This window comes from Actinophytocola sp. NPDC049390, assembly GCF_044466355.1.
In the GTDB taxonomy this organism is placed as follows: Bacteria; Actinomycetota; Actinomycetes; order Mycobacteriales; family Pseudonocardiaceae; genus Actinophytocola.
Genome location: NZ_JBITMQ010000014.1, coordinates 71,048 through 91,697 on the forward strand (window position 1 = coordinate 71,048; position 20,650 = coordinate 91,697).

Here is a 20,650-nt window from a genome sequence, read left to right on the forward strand (position 1 = left end):
GGGCCGGCCGGCGTTTCTGCTTTGGGGCGCGTTCCCGCGGGGTCGGCGAGTATTCCTCCAGTCCCACATGCTGGGCGACTGACCGGGGCCACGTACCCTGGCGGCATGGCAGAGGACACGAGTCGATGGGGATTCGAGACGCGCGCTATCCACGCTGGTCAGCGGCCTGATCCGCGGACCGGTTCGGTGGTCGTGCCGATCTACGCGACGTCCACTTTCGCCCAGGACGGCGTCGGTGGGCTGCGTGAGGGAGGGTACGAGTACTCGCGCACCGCGAACCCCACGCGCACCGCGCTCGAGGAGGCACTGGCCTCGCTCGAGGGCGGCAGGCACGCGCTCGCGTTCGCGTCCGGCATGGCCGCGTCGGACATCGCGCTGCGTGCCATGACGCGGCCCGGCGACCACGTGATCCTCGGCGGTGACGCGTACGGCGGCACGTTCCGCCTGATGGACAAGGTCATGACGCTGTGGGGTGTCGAGTACACGAGCGTCGACCTCGCCGACGTCGACGCCGCGCGCAACGCCGTGCGCCCCAACACCAAGGTCATCTGGACCGAGACGCCCACCAACCCGTTGCTGGGCATCGCCGACATCACCGCGCTGGCCCAGGTCGCGGCCGACGCCGGGGCGCGCCTGGTCGTGGACAACACGTTCGCGAGCCCGTACCTGCAGTCGCCGCTCGGCCTTGGCGCGGACGTGGTCCTGCACTCCACCACCAAGTACATCGGCGGGCACGCCGACGTGGTCGGCGGCGCGCTGGTCACGTCCGACGACACGCTGCACGAGCAGTTCGCCTTCCTGCGCAACGCGGTCGGCGCGGTGCCGGGCCCGTTCGACGCGTTCCTGACGCTGCGTGGCGCGAAGACCCTCGCCGTCCGCATGGAACGGCACAGCGACAACGCGGAGCGGGTCGTCGAGGCGCTGCTCGGCCACGCCAAGGTCACGAAGGTCTACTACCCGGGCCTCGCCGACCACCCCGGGCACGAGATCGCGGCGAAGCAGATGCGGCGGTTCGGCGGCATGGTGTCGTTCGAGGTCACGGGCGGTGAGGAGGCCGCGCTGGCGATCGCGGCCCGCACGACGTTGTTCATCCTCGGCGAGTCGCTCGGCGGTGTGGAGTCGCTGATCGAGCACCCCGGCAGGATGACGCACGCCAGCACGGCGGGCTCGCCGCTGGAGGTGCCGGGCAACCTGCTGCGTCTGTCCGTCGGCATCGAGGAGGCCACCGACCTGGTCGACGACCTGCTGGCGGCACTGGACTGACCCACGCTGGACAACACGTGTTCTCCCTCGGCGGGTATTCTCGATTGCAACAAAGGGATCTCGGACGCAGGAGACGAGCATGGCGGTCGGGGCACGGGTAGCGGGTGCGCTTCCGTTGGCTGGGGCGACACTGGCCGCCGTCGCGTTGGCCGGGGTCGCGGTGTTCACGGTCCAGCAGGCGGGCTGCGGGGATCCGGGCCACTACATCCAGCACGACGACGGTCAGATCGAGCTGGTCGGCAGCTGCGTCGACCCGGAGCACCTGCCGCCCGCACCGGACGAGCACTACGACAGCGACGAGGTGGCACCGGCCCTGAACAACCTGGGCCGGGTCGACCAAGCCCCCTAGAACGAAAAGTGGCGGTGGCCCGGAGGCCACCGCCACTTTTTTGTCGTGTCCCGGTCAGAGGTTGCCGCGGCGCTCCTGCTCGCGCTCGATGGCCTCGAACAGCGCCTTGAAGTTGCCCTTGCCGAAGCCCAGCGAGCCGTGCCGCTCGATCAGCTCGTAGAACACGGTGGGCCGGTCACCGATGGGCGCCGTGAAGATCTGCAGCAGGTAGCCGTCCTCGTCGCGGTCCACCAGGATGCGGTGTTCCTTCAGCACCTCGATCGGCACCCGCACCTCACCGATGCGGGCCCGCAGCTCCGGGTCGTCGTAGTAGGAGTCCGGGGTGTCGAGGAACTCGATGCCCGCCGCCCGCATCGCCTTGACCGTCTCGACGATGTCGTTCGTGGCGAGCGCGATGTGCTGGCAGCCCGCGCCGTCGTAGTACTCGAGGTACTCGTCGATCTGCGACTTCTTCTTCGCGATCGCGGGCTCGTTGAGCGGGAACTTCACGCGGTGGTTGCCGTTGGAGACCACCTTGGACATCAGCGCCGAGTAGTCGGTGGCGATGTCGTCGCCGACGAACTCCGCCATGTTCACGAAGCCCATCACGCGGTTGTAGAACTCGACCCAGTAGTCCATCCTGCCCAGCTCGACGTTGCCGACGCAGTGGTCGACGGCCTGGAAGAGCCGCTTGCGGGCGGGCACCGACGAGGTCTTCGCGATGTACCCGGGCAGGTAGGGGCCCGCGTAGCGGGAGCGGTCGATGAGCGTGTGCCTCGTCTCGCCGTACGTGGCGATGGCGGCCTGCCGGACGGTGCCGAACTCGTCGGAGACGTCGTGCGGCTCCTCGAGCACGGTCGCGCCCTGCGCGCGGGCGTGGGCGATGCACTGGTCGACGTCGGCGACCTCCAGCGCGAGGTCGACGACCCCGTCGCCGTGCTTGGCGTGGTGGGCGTGCAGCGGGCTGCCGGGCGCGACCCCGCCGTTGATCACGAAGCGGGCGGACCCGGACTTCAGCACGAACGACTTGTGGTCGCGGTTGCCGGTCTCCGGACCCGAGTAGGCGACGAGCGTCATGCCGAACGCGGCCTGGTAGAACCACGCGGTCTGCGTCGCGTTGCCGGTCACGAACACGACCGCGTCCATCGCCTTGACGGGGAACGGGTCCTTGGACTCGTCGTAGTCGACCAGCCCGACGAGCTGGCGCATCTGGTCGAAGGTGACGTCGTCGATGGTGTCGGTCATGGCGTCCTCCCTGTGGTGCGGTAACCGCAGGATCTGTCGTGCCGGGCAGTCTGTGCAACAGTCGCTTGATTTACTGGACAACCTGCACAGAAGTCGCCCACAGTTGGCGGACAAGATGAGCAGTATGCGCAGGAAGTGGAGCACGATGGGAGAAATCGACCGGCTGGACGCCAGGCTGCTGCTCCTGCTCACCGACGAGCCAAGGCTCGGTGTGCTGGAGTGTTCACGCCGCCTGGGGGTCGCGCGGGGCACCGTGCAGGCGCGGATGGACCGGCTCGAACAGCGCGGCGTGCTGACCGGGTTCCCGCCGGACGTGGACCTGGCCGCGATGGGCTACGGCCTCACGGCGTTCGCGGTGCTGGAGATCGCGCAGGGCAAGCGGGCCGAGGTGACCGAGCGGCTCCGCGCCATCGACGAGGTGTGCGAGGTGCACGCCACGACGGGCGAGGGCGATCTGCTCGTGCGGATGGTGGCGACGTCGAACGCGGACCTGCAACGGGTGATCGACGAGGTGGTCGACGTGCGGTGGGTGAGCAGGACGTCCACGTCCATCGCGCTGTCGACGCCGATCCCGTCGCGGGTGCGGCCCCTGCTGGAGAAGGTCGCGGGACGCGAAGAAGGGCCCGGGCGATGACGCCCGGGCCCTTCGGACATTCGTGGGGGCTCAGCCCGCGTACGGCACGGCCTTGACCAGGGTCACCTTCTGCATGGACCCGTTGGGCAGCTCGTAGGAGCGGGTCTCGCCCTCCTTGGCGCCCAGCAGGGCCTTGCCCAGCGGCGACTCGGGCGAGTAGACCTCCAGCTCCCCTTCCGCACCCTCCTCCCGAGTGGCGAGGAGGAACTTCTCGTCCTCGTCGTCGCCGTCGTAGCGGATGGTGAGCACTTTCCCGGGCTCGGCCAGACCGTCGTTCTGGGGCGCTTCGCCGACCTTGGCGTTGCGCAACAGCTCCTGCAGGTGGCGGATCCGCGCCTCTTTCTGCCCCTGCTCCTCACGGGCCGCGTGGTAGCCCCCGTTCTCCTTGAGGTCACCCTCCTCGCGGCTCGTGTTGATCTTCTCGGCGAGTACCGGGCGATTCGCGATCAGCTCGTCGAGCTCCTGCTTGAGCCGACCGTAGGCCTCCTGGGTCAGCCAGGTCACCTGGGTGTCGCTCACGGTCACCAACTCCTCGTCAATACTTCCGGATCCCGGGGATTCGGGGCGGTAGTCCCGGGTGGGCGGCGGACACCCGGAATGGAAAAACACGGCCCGCCATGGGGCCGTGCAGGTACGTCAGAATACCACGGATGCCAGACGAGGCTTGTCCGTTATGTCCGATTGGCCGTGGGGATTGGTCTAGTTCACCCTGATGGCGGCATGTGTTTGGACAGATATGCCGGTACCTGATAAGAGCACCCGAAGACATCGGCGGTGACCGGTTCGCCGCTGCTCGTGACGACGGTGGTCATCGTCATGGTGCCCGCGCCAGGCGGGATGTACACCTCCTTGCGCCCACCTTCACTGCCGTCGAGCACCCGCACCCGCACGATGCACACCGCGGGCTCCTCCGGCGTGTCCCTGGTGACGTCGAACGTCATCCTCATGCGGTCGTCGGGCAGGTTCGCGAAGTTCGTGACCTGCGTTTCGATGGCGGGCGTGCCGAGGTTCTGGTAGCCGATCCAGGCCACCACACCGCTCACCACCAGCGCGATCGCGCCGATGACCCAGTAGGTCCGCCTGGACGCCCGCTTCGGCTTCGTGCCGTAACGGTCCTCCAGCAGCGTGCTACCGGGGGCGGTCATCCTCGGGCCTCCACACGAAAATGTCGGTGCCGACGGGAACAATGCACCCCGCCGGAGTGGTTCGTATGTCCGAGCCGAGTATCCGCTCACCGCCGAGGGCGGGTGACTCCGGGGGACGTTCAGGGAGGAACCGAAGGGTCATGGCTGAGAAGCTGCGTCTGATGACGGTGCACGCGCATCCCGACGACGAGTCGAGCAAGGGCGCCGCCACGATGGTGAAATACGTGGCCGAAGGGCACGAGGTCATGGTCGTGACCTGTACGGGTGGGGAGCGGGGCGACATCCTCAACCCGGCCATGGAGCGGCCCGAGGTGCTCGAGGACATGGTCGGGTACCGCCGCAAGGAGATGGCCCGCGCCGCCGAGATCCTCGGCGTGCGGCACCACTGGCTGGGTTTCGTCGACTCCGGGCTGCCGGAGGGCGACCCGAAGCCGCCGCTGCCGGAGGGCTGCTTCGCGCTGGTGCCGCTCGAGGAGTCGGTGCCGCCGCTGGTCAAGCTCATGCGTGAGTTCAAGCCGCACGTCGTCATCACCTACGACGAGAACGGCGGCTACCCCCACCCGGACCACATCCGTTGCCACGAGGTGTCGGTCGCGGCGTTCGACGCGGCGGGCGACCCGGACCTGTACCCCGAGGCGGGCGAGGTGTGGACGCCGCTGAAGCTCTACTACTCGCACGGCTTCTCCCGCAAGCGGATGACCGCCATCCACGAGGCGCTGCTGGCCCGCGACCTGGAGTCCCCGTACGCCGAGTGGCTCGAGAAATGGGACGAATCACGCGGCGATGTCGCCGACCGGGTGACGACGCGTGTCGAGTGTGGGGAATACTTCGAGAAGAGGGACGCCGCGCTGCTCGCCCACGCGACGCAGATCGACCCCAACAGCCGCTGGTTCTTCGTGCCGCTGGAGATCCAGCGGGAGGTCTGGCCGTACGAGGAGTACGAGCTGGTGCGGTCCCTGGTGGACACGACACTGCCTGAGGACGACCTGTTCTCGGGGATCACGGAGAAGGTAAGCGCATGACTTCAGGTTCCGGCCCACTGTTCATGGGGCCGGACGTGGCCGACGCACAGACGGTCGCGGTCGTCGAGGTCGCGTCCCAGCCCTCCGAGCAGAACGAGCCCGGTGGGCGGGGCGCGGACTTCGGCAAGTCGTCACCGGTCGGCCTCCTGGTGCTGCTGCTGTTCTTCATCGCGGTCGCGTTCCTGGTCCGGTCGATGACCAAGCACCTCAAGCGGGTGCCCGCGTCGTTCGACAAGGAGCCCGACGCTTCGGACGAGTCGGACGAGTCCGACGCAGCCGACAAGGAACCCGGGGACACGGCTCCGGAAGACGGGGAGACCCCGGCGGACAAGCCCGCGGAGAGCAACGCCGAAGAGAAGAAGAGCTAGCCACCCAGGATGCCCGCCTCATAGGCGGTGATCGCGGCCTGGACGCGGTTCTGCACGTCCAGACCACGCAGGATCGACGACAGGTGGGCCTTCACGGTCCCCTCCGCCAGGTGCAGGTCCCGCGCGATCTCCTGGTTCGACAGCCCCCGCCCGACGAGCGTGAGCACGTCCCGCTCCCTCGGCGTGAGCGCCTCGACCTTCTTCCGCGCGACCGCGGGCCTGGTCAGCTCGCTCGTACGGAGCCCGGCGATGACCCGGTGCGCCACCCTCGGTGACAGGTAGGCGGCGCCGTCCGCGACCGCCCGCACCGCGATCAGCAGCTCACGCGGGTCGGCGGCCTTGAGCAGGAAGCCGCTCGCCCCGTCGGCGAGCGCCCTCGCCACGTAGTCGTCCTCGTCGAACGTCGTCAGCACCACCACCGGCACGACACCCGCCAGCTCGGCGGACGCGGCCAGGCCGTCGAGCCGCGGCATCCGGATGTCCATGAGCACGACGTCCGGCTGGTGCGCGTGTGCGAGCTCCACGGCCTCCCGTCCGTCGGCCGCCTCCGCGACGACCGTGATGCCGGGGTCGGTCGCGAGGATCGCCGTCAACCCGGCGCGGATCATGGCCTCGTCGTCGGCGAGCAGGACCCGGATCACGTGAGCGGCACCTCCGCGGTGAGGTCGAAGCGGCCGTCGCCGCTGGTGGTGTCGAGACGCCCACCGAGCAGCCGCAGCCGTTCCGCCAGCCCGACGAGCCCGCTGCCGCCGGTGCCGGGCGCGGTGTGGGCCGGGTTGGACACGGTGAGGCGCGCGGTGTGCGCGGTGACGTCGAGCGTGACCGTCGCAGGTGCGCCGGGTGCGTGCCGGGCCACGTTGGTGAGCGCCTCGCGGACGACCCGGCGGATCGCCTGGTCGACCAGGTCGGGCAGGGGCACGAGGCCACGGGTGTGGACGGTCATGCCCGCGGCCCTGGCCCGGTCGACGGTCTCCTCGACGGACGGCGCGTCGTCGCGGTCGCGGAGCATCGCGATGGTCTGCCGCAGCTGGTCGGTGGCGCTGACGGCGAGGGCGCGCAGCTCACCGGCCACCTGCCGGTGCTCGGTGGTCAGCGCGGGCGACAGCTCCAGCGCGCCGGCCCGCAACGCGATCAGCGCCAGCTCGTGCCCGAGCGAGTCGTGCAGGTCGGCGGCCACCCGCCCCCGCTCGGCGAGCCGCGCCCGCTCGGCGACGTGCTCCTGCTCGCGTTCCAGCTGGCGCACCCGCTCCCGCTCGGCCGCGACGAGCAGTGCCTGCTGCCGCCGGTACCGCCCGGCGAGCCACGGCAGCACGACGACCACGCCGAGGATCAGCAGGGTGGAGACGCCTTCCGGGATGCTGACGACGACCCCGACCCCGCACCCGCCGAGCGCGGCGGCGCCGAGGATCCACCAGCCGAACCGCTGGTCGACGTGCCGTCCGTGCAGGTAGGCGAGGACGCCGAGCGCGAGGTAGGCGGCGACCCGCCACACGGGCATGTTGTTCACGTCCAGCCCGCCGACCAGCCCGAGGACGGCGAGCACCCCGAGCCTCACCAGGCCGACCTTAGCCGCCACACCCGCGCCACGAGGACCGCGAACCCGGCCACGGCCGCGACGGCGACGACCACGGTCAACGGCAGCGCGAAGTAGAACAGCTGCGCCCACAACACCGTCCGCCCGGCACTGATGAACGAGACCACCTGCGGGTAGAAGACGAGCAGCGACACGGGCAGCAGACACGGCACCATCCGCAGGCAGGTCCACACCCACCACCGAAGCCGGCCACGGCCCGGGTGCTGTGCCAGGCGTCGGGTCGACCACCGGCGGGCACGCGCCACCCCGAGCACGGCCAGCGCGAGCGCGAGCAGACCGATCCCGGCCAGCACCCACTCGAACGTCTGCCTGCCCCCACCCGGCGACGCGGGTGACTCGCCACGCGTCAGCGACACCAACCCGTCCAGGATGTCCTGCGTGTCGTCGTACAACCCGGCCCCGTTGGTCATCACCGCGTATCCGTACCCGGTCGACGGGTCGATGGCCTGCACCGCGTTGTACGTCCACAGGTTCCCGCTGTGCACGAGCAGCCCGTCCGCCGGCGCCCAGCCCATGCCGTACTGGTCCACCGCGGACGGCTCCCGCATCGTCTCCAACAGCGACGCCGGGAACGGCCCGTGGCCGTTCTGCGCGACGAGCCACCGCCCCATGTCGGCGGCCGTCGTCACCACGCCGCCCGCCCCGTTCACCGCGGGCCCGCCGTCCAGTTCCGGCCGCGAGAACCACATGCCGAACAGCGAGTTGTACCCGTCCGCCGCCGCGCCGCCGACCGCCGTGTCGTGCATGCCCAACGGCTCGAACACCGCGTCCGCCATGAACTCGTCGAACGGCTGCCCCGACACGACCTCCGCGACCCGCGCCGCCAGGTCGTAGTTCACGTTGCAGTACGACCACGTCGTGCCCGGCGGCGCCACGAGCGTTCCCTCGAACACCTCCGCGTACTCGGCGAGCGTGCGCGTCGACTCCAACTCCCCGATGTTCACCGACGAGTCCGCGAGCCCCGACGTCTGGTTCAGCAGGTGCCGCACCGTCACCCCACCGGGCACGGTCGGCAGCCAGCGGCGAACGGGGTCGTCCAACGCGAGCCGCCCGTCCTCGACGAGCGTCAGCACCCCCGCCGCCGTGAACGACTTGCTCACCGACGCCACCCGCATCGGCGTGTCCGCCGTGACGGGGCTGCCCGCCGAGTCGTGTCCGGCGCCGGTCGCGTGCACGACCCGGTCGCCGTGGGTGACGACCACGGACACCCCGGGCAGGCCGGTCGCGTCGAGCGCGTCGTCGAGATAGCCGTCCACGGAGGCTGGCGCCGGCGTGAGCGCCAGCACCAGCCCGAACACCAGTGACTTCATGCGACAGACGCTACGAACCCGCAGGTCAGCGCCGGATCTGCCGATCGGCCACGATCACCCCCGACTATCGGCAGGGGTTACCGGTCGCGTCGACCGACGACTCGCCGATCACCACGTCGCCGAGCGGGGTCCGCAGCTCGAACGCCCGCTGCGTGAGCCCGTGCGCCGTCTCGACCGTGCCGTTCAGCGACAGCGAGCCCACCAGCAGCGGCAGCGTCACCGGCCCCGACCCGATCGGCACCGTCACCCCGTTGATCCTCAGCGCCGCGATCCGCGAGCTGCCTGCGAACACCGGCACCGGCCCGGCGGGCCCGGCGACGCAGGTCGCGGTGGCCGTCGAGGTGACGGCCCCGACCTCGATCACCAGCCCGAGCATGCGGATCCGCGTGGTCAGCAGTCCGGCGGACGCACCGGCCGGGGTCGCCTCTGTCGACGCGGTCAGGCCGTTGGCCTCGACCGTCAGCAACCCGAGGCCCAACCGGGTCCTGGCCACCGATTCCGCGTCCGTCACGCACGGATCGCCCCCGGCGACCGCGACACCCGCGCCGAGCACCTTCGCCGCGGTCGCCGTGCAGGTGAAGACACCGGCCACGGTGTCGTCGTCGACGACCGTGCCGACCGCGGTGCCGTCGCCGATCGTCGCGCCGTCCGGGGCGGACAGCGTCAGCGTGAACGTCTCGTCCGGCTCGACCGCGCCGTCGTCGACGACCGCCACCGACACCCGCGCGCTGACCTGGCCGGGGGCGAACTCGACCCGGCCCGCGCCGCCCGCGTAGTCGCCGGGCGCGACCGCGGTGCCGTCTCCGGTGGCCCACGCGACCGAGACCGGGGTGGTCGCCGCCTCCGACAGCCGCACCTCGAACACCGCCGGACCCGCGTCCTCGGCCACGGACGTGTCGGTCACGCCGAGCACCGGTCGCACCACGGTGTCGTCGTCATCGAGGATCACCCCGACGGCGTCCGCGTCACCGAGCGTCGCCCCGACGGGCTCGGACAGTGTCAGCGTGAACGACTCGTCGCCCTCGACGGCCGCGTCGTCCGTCACCGGGACCTCGACGTCGGCGACCACCGCGCCCGGCGCGAACGTCACCTCGCCCGTGCCGCCGGTGAAGTCCGCCGCCGTGGCGGTGCCCGCCGCCGTCGCCCACCGGACGGTCACGGGTGCCGTCCTGGTCAGCCGCACCCGGAACACCGCGCTGCCGCCGTTCTCCGCGACCGACGCGTCGTCGACGCTCACCACCGGCTCGTCACCGGCGCCGCCGTCGAGCACCGTCACCACCGCCGACGGGTCCGCGATCGCCGCACCGTCCGCCTCGGACACCTGGACGGTGAACGTCTCGTCACCCTCCTCGACCGCGTCCGCGGCCACCGGCACCGGCACGGTCCGCACGGTGTCGCCCGGCGCGAACTCCACGCGCGCGTCGACGGCCGTGTAGTCGGCGGGCGCGGTCGCGCCGCCGTCGACGGTCGTCACCCGCACGGACACCGGTTCCGTGCTCGCCGCCGACAACCGCACGGCCACCTCGGCCTGCCCGGCGTCCTCCGCCACGGTCACGTCGTCGACGCTCACCGCCACCTGCCCGGCTTCGTCGTCGGCGACGATCGTGACCGCGGCGGACCCGTCGGCGATCGTCGCGTTCGTGGCATCGCTCAACCGCACCGCGAACGTCTCGTCCGGTTCCGGCGTACGGTCGCCCGCGACGGGCACGGTGATCTGCTCGCTGGTCTCGCCCGGCGCGAACGTGAGCACGTCGCCGCCCGCGGTGTAGTCGCCGGGCGCGGCCGCGGTGCCGTCCTCGGTGGCCCAGCGCACGGTCACCGGCTCGTCGACGGTCCGGTCGAGCACGACGGTCACCGTCGCCGGCGTGCCGCCGCTGCCGCCCTCGGGCACGGACACGTCCCCGATCCGCAGCTCGGGCACCAGGCCCGGCTCGGTCGCGTCGTCGTCGACGATCGTGACCGTGCCGTCCGCGTCGTCGATCACCGCACCGGACGGGCTCGACAGCCGCACGCCGAACGCCTCGGTCGCCTCGGTCGCGCCGTCGCCGTGCACCTGGACGCTCACCGCCGCGCTCACCTCGCCGGCCGCGAACGCCACCTCGCCGCTCGCCGCGCTGAAGTCCTCGGTGTCCGCCGAACCGGGTTCGGTCGCCCACCGCACGGTCACGGGGCTTGTGCTCGGCCGGTCCAGCGTGACGGTGAGCGTGGCCGGGGTGGTCCCGGTGTTGCCTTCCGGTCCGGCCGCGTCCCCGATCCGCAGCCTCGGCGACTTGCCGGGCGGGCCGCCGTCGTCGTCGAGGATCGTGACCGCGCCGTCGGCGTCGTCGATCACGGCACCGGTCGGCGTCGACAGCCGCACGGCGAACGTCTCCGCCGCCTCGGCGAGGTCGTCGCCGCGCACCGTCACCGGCAGCGGCCGCGCGGTCTGCCCCGGGGTGAACGTGACGGTGCCACCGGCCTCGGCGAAGTCCTCGGGTCCTGCCGTGCCCGGAACGGTCGCCCAGTCGACGGTGACGGGTTCCGTGCCGTGTCGGTCGAGGCTCACGGTCAGCGAGCCCGTCGTGTCCGCGTCGGCTTCGGGGACCGCGAGGTCGCTGATCCGCAGCAGCGGCGGGGCGCCGGGTTCGTCGTCGTCGCGGACGGTCACCGTGCCCTCGGCGTCGTCGAGCACGGCGCCGGCCGGTGTCGACAGGCGCACGGTGAACGTCTCGTCGGGTTCGTCGAGCAGGTCACCGGTGACGTCGACGGTGAGCTGCCGGCTCGTCTCGCCGGGCGCGAACGTTACGGTGCCGCCGCCCTCGGCGAAGTCCTCACCCGTCGCGGTGCCCGCCGCGGTCGCCCACGCCACGGTCACCGTCTCCGTGCTCGCCCGGTCCAGGCTCACGGTGACGGTCGCGGGCGTGGTGCCCGAGTCGCCCTCGTCGACCGTGACGTCGCTGATCCGCAGGCGCGGGTCGGTGCCGGGCACGTGCACCGTGACGGTCTGGGTGTACCCCGCGGACAGGCCGTTGACCTGGAAGTCCACGGTGCAGTGGTAGGTGCCCGGCCCCGCGTCGGGGCGGACCGTGACCGTCTCGGTGAAGTCGGCGGTGGCGCCGCCGCGCACGGTGCGGGTTGCGGGGTCGGGTGCGAGGGTGAGCCGCGGGTCGCACGCGGGCACCGGCCGCACCGGCACCGCGAGCGCCTGGATCCCGGCGAGAATCGCGGACGCCACGTCGCCGGCGCCCTGGCCGGGCATGAGCACTCCGCCGGTGCTGTTCGTGATCGTCGTGGCCTGCCCGCGTTCGTCCAGGCCGGGGGCAGGCGTGCCGGTCACGGGCACCGCGACGACCCGGATCCCGTTGGCGCGCAACGCGTTCACCGTGTCGGCGAGCGTGTGTCCGACGCTCGGGTCGTTGGACCGGGCGTCGCCGAACCACGCGATCACCCTGCTGCCCGAGGGTCGGTACGCGACCGCGCCGGTCGCGAGCTGGAAGTGCGCGTTGACGAAGTCGGTCTGCGGCTGCCCGCCACCGCCCACGTTGTACAGCCACTCCTGCGCGCCGTTGAGGACCGCGGCGTCCTCGTCGGTGACGGGCGTGTTCACCCGGAACACGCGTGGCCCGTCGGCCTGCTCCTTGTACTCGGCCACGCCGAACCGTGCGTTCGGTTGCGCCGCACGGACTTCCGCCATGATCGACGGCAGGTTGTTGCGCACGTTCGCGAGCGCGGGGTCCATGCTGCCGGTGGTGTCGGCGAGGAACACGATGTCCGGCGCAGGCGGTACCGCCGGCGTGGTGAGGTGCGCGGCGAACGTCGCGCTCGCACCGGCGGCGAGCGTCAGCTCCACCGCGGCGGGGTCGACCCCGGCGGTGGCGGCGGCCTGCCGGAACGGCACGGTGACGCCGGCCGTGGTGAGCACGATCGCGGCGGTGAGGACCAGGCTGCGTCTGCGCATGTCCCCGAGACTCCGTCCGCGAGGGAAACCGGGGCAAGACGGCGGTACGGCCGCTGCTCCGAAGGCAGCAATCGGTGCCCGATGGGGCGACCCCGGCAGCACGGGCGTTCGTCTGACAGGCTGGTGGCATGGCGAACCGGCTGGCGCACGCGACGAGCCCGTACCTGCTGCAACACGCGGACAACCCGGTCGACTGGTGGCCCTGGTCACCGGAGGCGTTCGAGGAGGCGCGTCGCCGGGACGTGCCGATCCTGCTGTCGGTCGGGTACGCGGCCTGCCACTGGTGTCACGTGATGGCCCACGAGTCGTTCGAGGACGCGGAGACGGCCGCGGTCATGAACGCGAAGTTCGTCAACATCAAGGTCGACCGCGAGGAGCGCCCGGACGTCGACGCGGTCTACATGACCGCGACGCAGGCCATGACCGGCCAGGGCGGCTGGCCCATGACGTGCTTCCTCACCCCGTCCGGTGAGCCGTTCCACTGCGGCACCTACTTCCCGCCATCGCCGCGGCCCGGCATGCCGTCGTTCCGGCAGCTGCTGGTCGCGGTGGACGAGGCGTGGCAGACCCGTGACGCCGAGGTGCGTGACGCGGGCGGCCGGATCGTCGCGGAGCTGCGCAGGCAGACCGCCGCACTGCCTGCGTCCACAGTGGACGACGAGGTGCTCGCGTCGTCGGCCGCGTCGATGCTGGCCGAGTACGACCGCCGCAACGGCGGCTTCGGCACGTCGCCGAAGTTCCCGCCGTCGATGGTGCTGGAGTTCCTGCTGCGCCACCACGAACGCACCGGCTCGGTCGAGGCGCTGTCCATTGTGGAGGGCACGGCGCGGGCCATGGCCGCGGGCGGCATCTACGACCAGCTCGACGGCGGCTTCGCCCGCTACAGCGTGGACGCGGGCTGGGTGGTGCCCCACTTCGAGAAGATGTTGTACGACAACGGTTTGCTGCTGCGCCTGTACACCAGGCTCGCGCTGCGGACGGGCACGACACGGTACCGGGTCGTCGCACAACAGACCGCGGACTTCCTGCTGCACCGCCTGCGCACCGCCCAGGGCGGGTTCGCCGCGTCGCTGGACGCCGACACCGACGGCGTCGAGGGCCTGACGTACGCGTGGACACCCGCGCAGCTCACCGAGGTGCTGGGCGTGGAGGACGGCGCGTGGGCGGCGGACCTGTTCGGCGTGACGGAGGAAGGCACGTTCGAGCACGGCACGTCGACCCTGCGGCTGCTGTCCGAGCCGGACGAGGACGAGCGGTTCCACGAGGTGTGCCGCAAACTCCTGGCGGCCCGCACGGCCCGCCCGCAGCCCGCCCGCGACGACAAGGTGGTCACCGCGTGGAACGGCCTGGCCATCGGCGCCCTGGCGGCGGCCGGTGCCGCGTTCGACGTACCCCGCTGGCTGGCGGCGGCCGTGGCGGCGGCCGAGTTCGTGACGTCCACGCACGTCGTGGACGGCAGGCTGCGCCGCGCCTCCCGGGACGGCGTCGTGGGCGCGGCGGCGGGCGTCCTCGAGGACTACGGCTGCCTGGCCGAGGCGCTCCTGACCCTGCACCAGGTGACAGCCGAGCGGCGCTGGCTGACGTCGGCGGTGTCGCTGCTGGACACCGCGCTGGCACACTTCGCCGACCCGGAGGCCCCCGGCGCCTACCACGACACCGCCGACGACGCGGACGCGCTGGTGTGGCGCCCGGCCGACCCCAGCGACAACGCGAGCCCGTCGGGCGCGTCGGCACTGGCGGGCGCACTCCTGACGGCGTCCTCGCTGGTGGGGCCCGAGGACGCGACGCGGTACCGCGCGGCGGCGGAGGACGCGGTCGCGCGAGCGGGCCAGCTGGCGGCCCGCGCCCCACGTTTCGCGGGCCACTGGCTCTCGGTGGCGGAAGCACTGGCACAAGGCCCGCTGCAGATAGCCATCGTGGGTCCGGCGAACGACGCCGCCCGAGCAGCCCTCCTGGAAACCGCCCTGCACCACGCCCCGGGCGGCGCGGTCGTCCAGGCAGGCGAACCCGACGCGACCCCCCTGCTGACCGACCGCCCCCTGGTGGACAACCAACCCGCGGCCTACGTCTGCCACGGCTACGTCTGCGACCGCCCAGTAACAGCAGCAGCCGACCTAACCCACTCCCTGACGTAAAACCCCGCGAGTCGCGCTCTCAAACACCGCGAGTCGCGCGCTCGCGCACACCGAGTTGTCGGTTTCGTGCACCTCGTCTGCCCGGAGCGAACCTGTGCCCGCTCTCAGTCGCACTTCCGTAAGGTCGGTAGCGGTGTAATCATGTAAGCAGGAGGTGCGACATGGGACCGAGAGGACACCGTTGGGGTCCGGGACGCGGCTGGGGTGGTCCCGGCGGCCGGGGCCGTGGCCGAGGCGGCTGGCAGCAGGCGGACCTGCCGTCGGCGGAGGACGCCTCGGCGTGGTTCGCGGGCAGGCTGCCGGACGCGTGGTTCACCGAGTCGCCGGTCGTGGTCGTCGACCGCGAGGAGATCACGGTGGTCGGCACGCTGCCGTCGCTGGACGGCGAGTTCGCCGACGACGCGGCCCGCGCGGCCGCCGAGTCCGGCCGGATCAGCCGGTTCCGCGAGGACACCCGCGAGGAACGCATCGAGATCGCGCGCCAGGCCGAGCACCGCTACGGCCGCAAGGTCGCGTGGGGCGCGAAGCTCGGCAGCACCGAAGAGCTGTTCACCACCCTGTCCGTGCCGGTGATGACCCGGCTGCGGCAGGACGAGCGGCTCGTCCTCGACACGCTGGTCGACGCGGGCGTCGCCCGGTCGCGGTCGGAGGCGCTCGCGTGGGCGGTCCGGCTCGTCGGCGAGCACGCCGACGAGTGGCTGACCGAGCTGCGGAACGCGATGTCCAAGGTCGACGACCTACGCGCGAAGGGCCCGGAGCTGTAGCCCGAACCCGGTCAGCACGACCAGGATCACCAGGCTGAACGCGGTCCGCCCGGTGGTGAGTGACACTCACCGGGCGGCCGCGGCCCGGCCATCACGAACGGTGCTCAGTGAACGAAGTCCCACCGAGTGGCCCCGTGCGGTTCAGCGGTGGCCACCCCGAACGCGGTGTGCGGGGTGAGCCGGTACAGGTGCCACGGCGGCGGCCCAGCGCTCGGCGCGGTGAAGGGGGCCGTGAGGCCGTCGCCCTCGACGGAAGCGGGCCAGCCCGCGGTGCGGTAGGCGGCGGCGACCTGCTCGAGCGTGCCGGAATTGGTGACCCGGTGAGCCTCACCCTCCAGCACGAGGTCGACGCCACGCAGGCGTACCGAGACCGTGCAGGCGGGGTTGCCGGCCAGGTTGCGGGCCCTGCGCGTACCCGGCCCACTCACGAAGTACAGGGCGTCAGCCACCCAGATCGCCCCGACCCCCGCCGAGTGCGGTCGCCCGTCAGGCCGCACCGTCCCGATGAAGAACGTCAGATCGGCGCTGGCTGAGTCGGTGGCAAGAACGTCGCGGGCGCGGCTCCATGGCAGCTCAGCAGACCCGTACTGGTCGAGGTTGGTGGTCGAGATCGGCTCGGTCCTGGTGTCAGTCATGCCTGTGCGTCGAACCACCCAGCCCGGGATCGACACCCCGCTACGAGTAGATGGCGAGCCAGATCGCGATGTAGTGCGAGGCCGCGGCCAGGACCGTGGCCGCGTGGAAGAACTCGTGGTGGCCGAAGATCGTGGGCCACGGGTTGGGCCAGCGGGTGGCGTAGAAGACCGCGCCCAACGTGTAGAACGCGCCGCCGACCAGCAGGAGCACGAAGGCCGCGACCCCGGCGTGCGCCAGCAGCTCCGGCAGCACGAACACCGCTACCCAGCCCAGTGCGATGTAGATCGGCGTGCCCAGCCACCTCGGCGCGTGCGGCCAGAGCAGCTTCAGCGCGACCCCCAGCAGCGCGCCGCCCCACACGACCGACAGCACCACGTATCCCGTCGGTTGCGGCAGTGCCAGCAGGGAGAACGGCGTGTAGGTGCCCGCGATGAACAGGAAGATCATCGAGTGGTCGAGCCGCTTCATCCACGCCCGCACGCGCAGGCTCACCCACCAGCGCCGGTGGTAGAGCGCGCTCACGCCGAACAGGCCGAGCACCGTCGCGCCGTACACCGACGTCGCCACGGCCGCGGTCGCCGACACCGTGGACGCGGACACCGAGATCAGGGTGGCGCCGAGGACCAGGGAAACCCAGAAGGACCAGTAGTGGATCACGCCGCGCATGCGCGGCTTGGTGTGCTGGGCGGGGGGTTGGTTCAGCGTCGCAGCGGGCACGTCATCAGGTTACGGGACCGTAGGTTGAGCTTCGAAACGCTGTGAATCGGGTCACGACCAGCCGACGACCTCGCGGTGTTCGACCGCGAGACAGCGGTCCATGACCACGTCCAGGCCTCCTTCGGCGGCGATCCTGGCGCCCTCCGGGGAGATCACGCCGAGTTGCAGCCACAGCGCCCCGGCCCCCACCTCGACCGCCTCCCGCGCGATCGCCGGCACGTGCTCGGGACGGCGGAACACGTCCACGATGTCGATGTGCTCCGGCACCTCGGCGAGCGAGGAGTACGCGGTCAGGCCCTGCCAGGACGTCAGCGCCGGGTTCACGGGGAACACCGTCAGCCCCGCGTGCACCAGGTACCTCGCGATGCCGAAGCTGGGTCGCGACGCGTCGGCGCTGAGCCCCACGATCGCCACGGTGCGTGACTCGTGCACCAGCCGCTCGATCACCGCGATGTCCTGCCAGCGTTGGTCGATCTCCGTTCGCCGCATGCTTCCAGTGTGCTCCACCGTCATGGGACCGGCGTACCCTGCAGGGACGTGACACCAGCCTGGCGGAGATTCCGCAAAAAAGCCGCGAAGCTCGTTTACGGCGTCTACGACAAGCGGCTCATCCAGCAGGCCGCGGGCCGCCATCCCCGCCATGTCGGGGTCGTGCTCGACGGCAACAGACGATGGGCACGTGAGGCCGGGTTCACCGACGTCAAGCACGGTCACATCGCCGGTGCGAAGCGCATCGCCGACCTGCTCAGCTGGTGTCGCGAAGCCGACGTGGAGCTGGTCACCCTCTGGCTGCTGTCCACCGACAACGTCATGCGGCCCGAGGCCGAGCTGAAGCCGTTGTTGCAGGTCATCGAGGGTGTCGTCGACGAGCTGGCCGAGCCGGACCAGCCGTGGCGGCTGCGGGTCATCGGCGCGCTGGACGTGCTGCCGGACGAGACCGCGGCCCGGCTGTCGGCCGCCGCGCGGCGCACCGAGGGGCGCACCGGCATGGAGGTGAACATCGCGGTCGGCTACGGCGGACGTCGTGAGATCGCCGATGCCGTGCGCAAGCTGCTCCAGAGCCAGGCCGAGGCCGGGAAGACGATCGAGGAGCTGGTCGAGGTCCTCGACGTCGACCACATCGCGGAGCACCTGTACACGTCCGGGCAGCCGGACCCCGACCTCGTGATCAGGACGTCCGGGGAACAGCGGCTCTCCGGCTTCCTGTTGTGGCAGTCGGCGCACTCGGAGTTCTGGTTCTGTGAGGCGTACTGGCCCGACTTCCGCCGCACGGACTTCCTCCGCGCGTTGCGTGACTACGCCATTCGGCACCGTCGGTTCGGCTCATAACACGACACTGGGGCCCGCTTTTCGGCGGGCCCCAGTCATTGTCGCGAAATCAGTCCGCGAACGAGTGCGCGATCAGCGCCACCGCCGATGACGAAGGTGTTGTAGGCGTCCCCGAACGTCGGGTACGAGCCCTCCTCCACCAGGCCGGGCAGGTGGCTCACGTCACGCTGTGCCACCGGGGCCGCGCTGGCGAACGCCGGAGCGATCATCGAGCGGCCGACAGCGGCTGCGGCGACAACGCCAACCTTCTTCCGCACGTTTCCATCTCCTTCGACATTGGGGGGTTTCGGGAAACTTCACGGGGTCCGTTCCGTGCACTCCGCCGGCACGAAGTCATCGGTGTTTTCCACGGTCCGCGTCGCTGAACACTCGGTCGTGTTACAAATGCCGAAATATTCACCATTTCTGGTTGTCGGCGGATCGCTTCGAGGTCGCTCCGTGATCACCTGCGCGTAGCTCGTGCCTGGTAGATGGCTTGTGAGCGGGTCGAGGTCGCTCAGGTGGCTGATGATCCGAACGAGGATGTTGATCACGCCGGGTAGTCGGGTCGGCGTGCGCAAGCGGCATTCGCGTGGATCTCGTGTCTCGGTCACGAAACGAAAATCACCTGCGTGGCTGCCTGTCCGAGAGGCCGATCCACGGGTAGCGTCCAAAGTGACGGGTCGTGCCCACGCGGTCCGTCCCGGGAGGCCCTGGTCGTGACGGCAACGATCGCGAGGGGGCCGGCACCCGGCCCTCGTGGGCGGTGCGGCTGACGCTTCGGCGCAGACGTATCGCCTGGTCAGGGAGGTGCCCGGCCCTTCGAGGAACACGCGGACGTCGGTGCGCGTTCGCCGAGGAGTTGCCGTGACTGCTTCGCATTCCTCTTCCCCTGACCCTGACGACCAGCGCCGGACGTACGTCCTGGACACCTCTGTCCTGCTGTCGGACCCCTGGGCGATGTCCCGTTTCGACGAGCACGCGGTCGTGCTGCCGCTGGTGGTCATCAACGAGTTGGAGGGCAAACGTCATCACCCGGAGCTTGGCTGGTTCGCCAGAGAGGCCCTGCGGATACTGGATGACCTGCGGAAACGCCACGGGCGGCTCGACGCGCCCGTCCCGGTGGGCACGGCAGGCGGCACGCTGCACGTCGAGCTGAACCACTCCGACCCGACGGTCCTCCCGTCCGGGTTCCGCACCGACACGAACGACGCCCGGATCTTGGCGTGCGCCCTGAACATGGCCGCACACACACCAGGTGTGGCACTCATCACCAAGGACATGCCGCTGCGGATCAAGGCGGCGTCGGTGGGGCTCGATGTCGACGAGTACCGCGCACACGAGGTCACCCCGTCCGGCTGGACCGGAATGGTGGACCTCGAGGTCGCGGCCGAGACGCTCGACGGTCTCTACCGCGACGGCGTCGCCGAGCTGGCCGAGTTCGGCGGGACGAGCCCGGCCGACTTCCCGACGAACACGGGTCTGCGGCTGCTGTCGGGTTCGCAGAGCGCACTCGGCCGCGTCACGAAGGACAAGCAGGTGCAGCTCGTGCGGGGCGACCGTGAGGCGTTCGGCCTGCACGGACGTTCCGCCGAGCAGCGGGTCGCGCTGGATCTGCTGCTCGATCCGGAGGTCGGCATCATCTCGCTCGGCGGCCGGGCCGGTACCGGCAAGTCGGCGCTCGCGCTCTGCGCGGGCCTCGAAGCGGTGATGGAGCGCAACCTCCATCGCAAGGTCGTGGTGTTCCGCCCGGTGTACGCGGTCGGCGGCCAGGACCTCGGGTACCTGCCGGGTTCCGAGAGCGAGAAGATGGCGCCGTGGGCGCAGGCCGTGTACGACACGCTCGGTGCGTTGGTCAGCCAGCCCGTGATCGACGAGGTGCTGGATCGCGGGATGCTCGAGGTGCTGCCGCTGACCCACATCCGCGGCCGTTCGCTGCATGACTCGTTCGTCATCGTCGACGAGGCCCAGTCACTGGAGCGCAACGTGCTGCTGACCGTGCTCTCGCGACTGGGCAGCGGCTCCCGGGTGGTGCTCACGCACGACGTCGCGCAGCGCGACAACCTGAGGGTCGGCAGGTACGACGGCGTCGCGGCGGTGATCGAGAAGCTGAAGGGTCATCCGCTGTTCGCACACGTCACGCTGACGAGGTCCGAGCGCTCGCCGATCGCCGCGCTCGTGACGGAGATGTTGGAGGATCACGGGGCCTAGGTAGGGGTAACCCCCGGTCGGATTCGGGAGCTT

The 20,650-nt window shown here is 71.0% G+C and carries 21 protein-coding genes; 9 read left to right on the top strand and 12 right to left on the bottom strand.

Going from position 1 to position 20,650, the window contains the following annotated elements; all coding sequences use genetic code 11:
• Nucleotides 1–105 precede the first annotated feature (105 nt).
• Together ACIBVP_RS33625 and ACIBVP_RS33630 are read left to right on the top strand one after the other, a co-directional pair.
• On the top strand, nt 106–1,263 hold the full coding sequence (locus ACIBVP_RS33625; RefSeq protein ID WP_396110464.1) for a cystathionine gamma-synthase: 1,158 nt from the start codon (nt 106–108) through the stop codon (nt 1,261–1,263).
• Nucleotides 1,264–1,342: 79 nt separating this feature from the next.
• Nucleotides 1,343–1,612, top strand: a complete 270-nt coding sequence (locus ACIBVP_RS33630; protein WP_396110465.1) for a hypothetical protein — start codon at nt 1,343–1,345, stop codon at nt 1,610–1,612.
• 54 nt (nt 1,613–1,666) lie between these two features.
• On the opposite strand, the gene hppD is transcribed toward ACIBVP_RS33630, so the two are convergent.
• Nucleotides 1,667–2,836 (bottom strand): 4-hydroxyphenylpyruvate dioxygenase, encoded by a 1,170-nt coding sequence (gene hppD, locus ACIBVP_RS33635; protein ID WP_396110466.1) that lies wholly within the window; start codon nt 2,834–2,836, stop codon nt 1,667–1,669.
• 124 nt (nt 2,837–2,960) lie between these two features.
• Between hppD and ACIBVP_RS33640 the strand changes: the two genes are divergently transcribed.
• Nucleotides 2,961–3,470: an Lrp/AsnC family transcriptional regulator gene (locus tag ACIBVP_RS33640; RefSeq protein ID WP_396110467.1), complete on the top strand. Its 510-nt coding sequence runs from the start codon at nt 2,961–2,963 to the stop codon at nt 3,468–3,470.
• A 30-nt stretch (nt 3,471–3,500) separates the two neighbouring features.
• Here ACIBVP_RS33640 and greA read toward each other — a convergent pair whose 3' ends face one another.
• Nucleotides 3,501–3,998, bottom strand: coding sequence for a transcription elongation factor GreA (greA, locus tag ACIBVP_RS33645; protein WP_396110468.1), 498 nt, complete (start codon nt 3,996–3,998; stop codon nt 3,501–3,503).
• A 176-nt stretch (nt 3,999–4,174) separates the two neighbouring features.
• Nucleotides 4,175–4,615: a DUF4307 domain-containing protein gene (locus tag ACIBVP_RS33650; RefSeq protein WP_396110469.1), complete on the bottom strand. Its 441-nt coding sequence runs from the start codon at nt 4,613–4,615 to the stop codon at nt 4,175–4,177.
• Nucleotides 4,616–4,755: 140 nt separating this feature from the next.
• Between ACIBVP_RS33650 and mca the strand changes: the two genes are divergently transcribed.
• Entirely contained in the window at nt 4,756–5,637 is an 882-nt protein-coding gene (gene mca / locus ACIBVP_RS33655; protein WP_396110470.1) for a mycothiol conjugate amidase Mca, read from the top strand.
• Complete coding sequence (locus ACIBVP_RS33660; RefSeq protein WP_396110471.1) at nt 5,634–6,005, top strand: hypothetical protein; 372 nt, start codon at nt 5,634–5,636, stop codon at nt 6,003–6,005. Before mca ends, ACIBVP_RS33660 begins: the two co-directional genes overlap by 4 nt.
• Here ACIBVP_RS33660 and ACIBVP_RS33665 read toward each other — a convergent pair.
• The 4 genes from ACIBVP_RS33665 to ACIBVP_RS33680 form a co-directional block, all read right to left on the bottom strand.
• Nucleotides 6,002–6,646, bottom strand: coding sequence for a response regulator (locus ACIBVP_RS33665; protein WP_396110472.1), 645 nt, complete (start codon nt 6,644–6,646; stop codon nt 6,002–6,004). The two genes, ACIBVP_RS33660 and ACIBVP_RS33665, sit on opposite strands and share 4 nt — an antisense overlap.
• Entirely contained in the window at nt 6,643–7,560 is a 918-nt protein-coding gene (locus tag ACIBVP_RS33670) for a sensor histidine kinase (protein WP_396110473.1), read from the bottom strand. The genes ACIBVP_RS33665 and ACIBVP_RS33670 overlap by 4 nt, the downstream gene beginning before the upstream one ends.
• The gene (locus ACIBVP_RS33675; protein WP_396110474.1) at nt 7,557–8,909 is read right to left on the bottom strand and encodes a serine hydrolase domain-containing protein; all 1,353 of its coding nucleotides are present in this window, start codon (nt 8,907–8,909) and stop codon (nt 7,557–7,559) included. Before ACIBVP_RS33675 ends, ACIBVP_RS33670 begins: the two co-directional genes overlap by 4 nt.
• A 64-nt stretch (nt 8,910–8,973) precedes the next feature.
• The gene (locus tag ACIBVP_RS33680; RefSeq protein ID WP_396110475.1) at nt 8,974–12,846 is read right to left on the bottom strand and encodes a Calx-beta domain-containing protein; all 3,873 of its coding nucleotides are present in this window, start codon (nt 12,844–12,846) and stop codon (nt 8,974–8,976) included.
• Between the two features lie 128 nt (nt 12,847–12,974).
• Between ACIBVP_RS33680 and ACIBVP_RS33685 the strand changes: the two genes are divergently transcribed.
• The gene (locus ACIBVP_RS33685) at nt 12,975–14,981 is read left to right on the top strand and encodes a thioredoxin domain-containing protein (protein WP_396110476.1); all 2,007 of its coding nucleotides are present in this window, start codon (nt 12,975–12,977) and stop codon (nt 14,979–14,981) included.
• A gap of 161 nt (nt 14,982–15,142) precedes the next feature.
• The gene (locus tag ACIBVP_RS33690) at nt 15,143–15,745 is read left to right on the top strand and encodes a hypothetical protein (protein WP_396110477.1); all 603 of its coding nucleotides are present in this window, start codon (nt 15,143–15,145) and stop codon (nt 15,743–15,745) included.
• A 104-nt stretch (nt 15,746–15,849) separates the two neighbouring features.
• Here the strand turns inward: ACIBVP_RS33690 and ACIBVP_RS33695 are convergent, their stop codons facing one another.
• From ACIBVP_RS33695 to ACIBVP_RS33705, 3 genes are read right to left on the bottom strand one after another with little or no spacing between them, the layout of a single operon-like run.
• Nucleotides 15,850–16,380 carry a pyridoxamine 5'-phosphate oxidase family protein gene (locus ACIBVP_RS33695; RefSeq protein ID WP_396110478.1) on the bottom strand — a complete coding sequence of 177 codons (531 nt, stop codon included), beginning with the start codon at nt 16,378–16,380 and terminating at the stop codon, nt 15,850–15,852.
• A 40-nt stretch (nt 16,381–16,420) separates the two neighbouring features.
• A complete protein-coding gene (locus ACIBVP_RS33700) occupies nt 16,421–17,098 on the bottom strand; it encodes a hemolysin III family protein (protein WP_396110479.1) in 678 nt (225 codons plus the stop codon).
• 51 nt (nt 17,099–17,149) lie between these two features.
• Complete coding sequence (locus ACIBVP_RS33705) at nt 17,150–17,587, bottom strand: CoA-binding protein (RefSeq protein WP_396110480.1); 438 nt, start codon at nt 17,585–17,587, stop codon at nt 17,150–17,152.
• Between the two features lie 48 nt (nt 17,588–17,635).
• On the opposite strand from ACIBVP_RS33705, the gene ACIBVP_RS33710 reads away from it, so the two are divergent.
• Nucleotides 17,636–18,427 carry an isoprenyl transferase gene (locus ACIBVP_RS33710; protein WP_396110481.1) on the top strand — a complete coding sequence of 264 codons (792 nt, stop codon included), beginning with the start codon at nt 17,636–17,638 and terminating at the stop codon, nt 18,425–18,427.
• A gap of 35 nt (nt 18,428–18,462) precedes the next feature.
• On the opposite strand, the gene ACIBVP_RS33715 is transcribed toward ACIBVP_RS33710, so the two are convergent.
• Both ACIBVP_RS33715 and ACIBVP_RS33720 read right to left on the bottom strand, forming a co-directional pair.
• Entirely contained in the window at nt 18,463–18,684 is a 222-nt protein-coding gene (locus ACIBVP_RS33715; RefSeq protein WP_396110483.1) for a hypothetical protein, read from the bottom strand.
• Between the two features lie 39 nt (nt 18,685–18,723).
• Nucleotides 18,724–19,020, bottom strand: coding sequence for a hypothetical protein (locus ACIBVP_RS33720; protein ID WP_396110484.1), 297 nt, complete (start codon nt 19,018–19,020; stop codon nt 18,724–18,726).
• A 253-nt stretch (nt 19,021–19,273) separates the two neighbouring features.
• Between ACIBVP_RS33720 and ACIBVP_RS33725 the strand changes: the two genes are divergently transcribed.
• A complete protein-coding gene (locus tag ACIBVP_RS33725; protein WP_396110485.1) occupies nt 19,274–20,617 on the top strand; it encodes a PhoH family protein in 1,344 nt (447 codons plus the stop codon).
• The last annotated feature ends 33 nt before the right edge of the window (nt 20,618–20,650 follow it).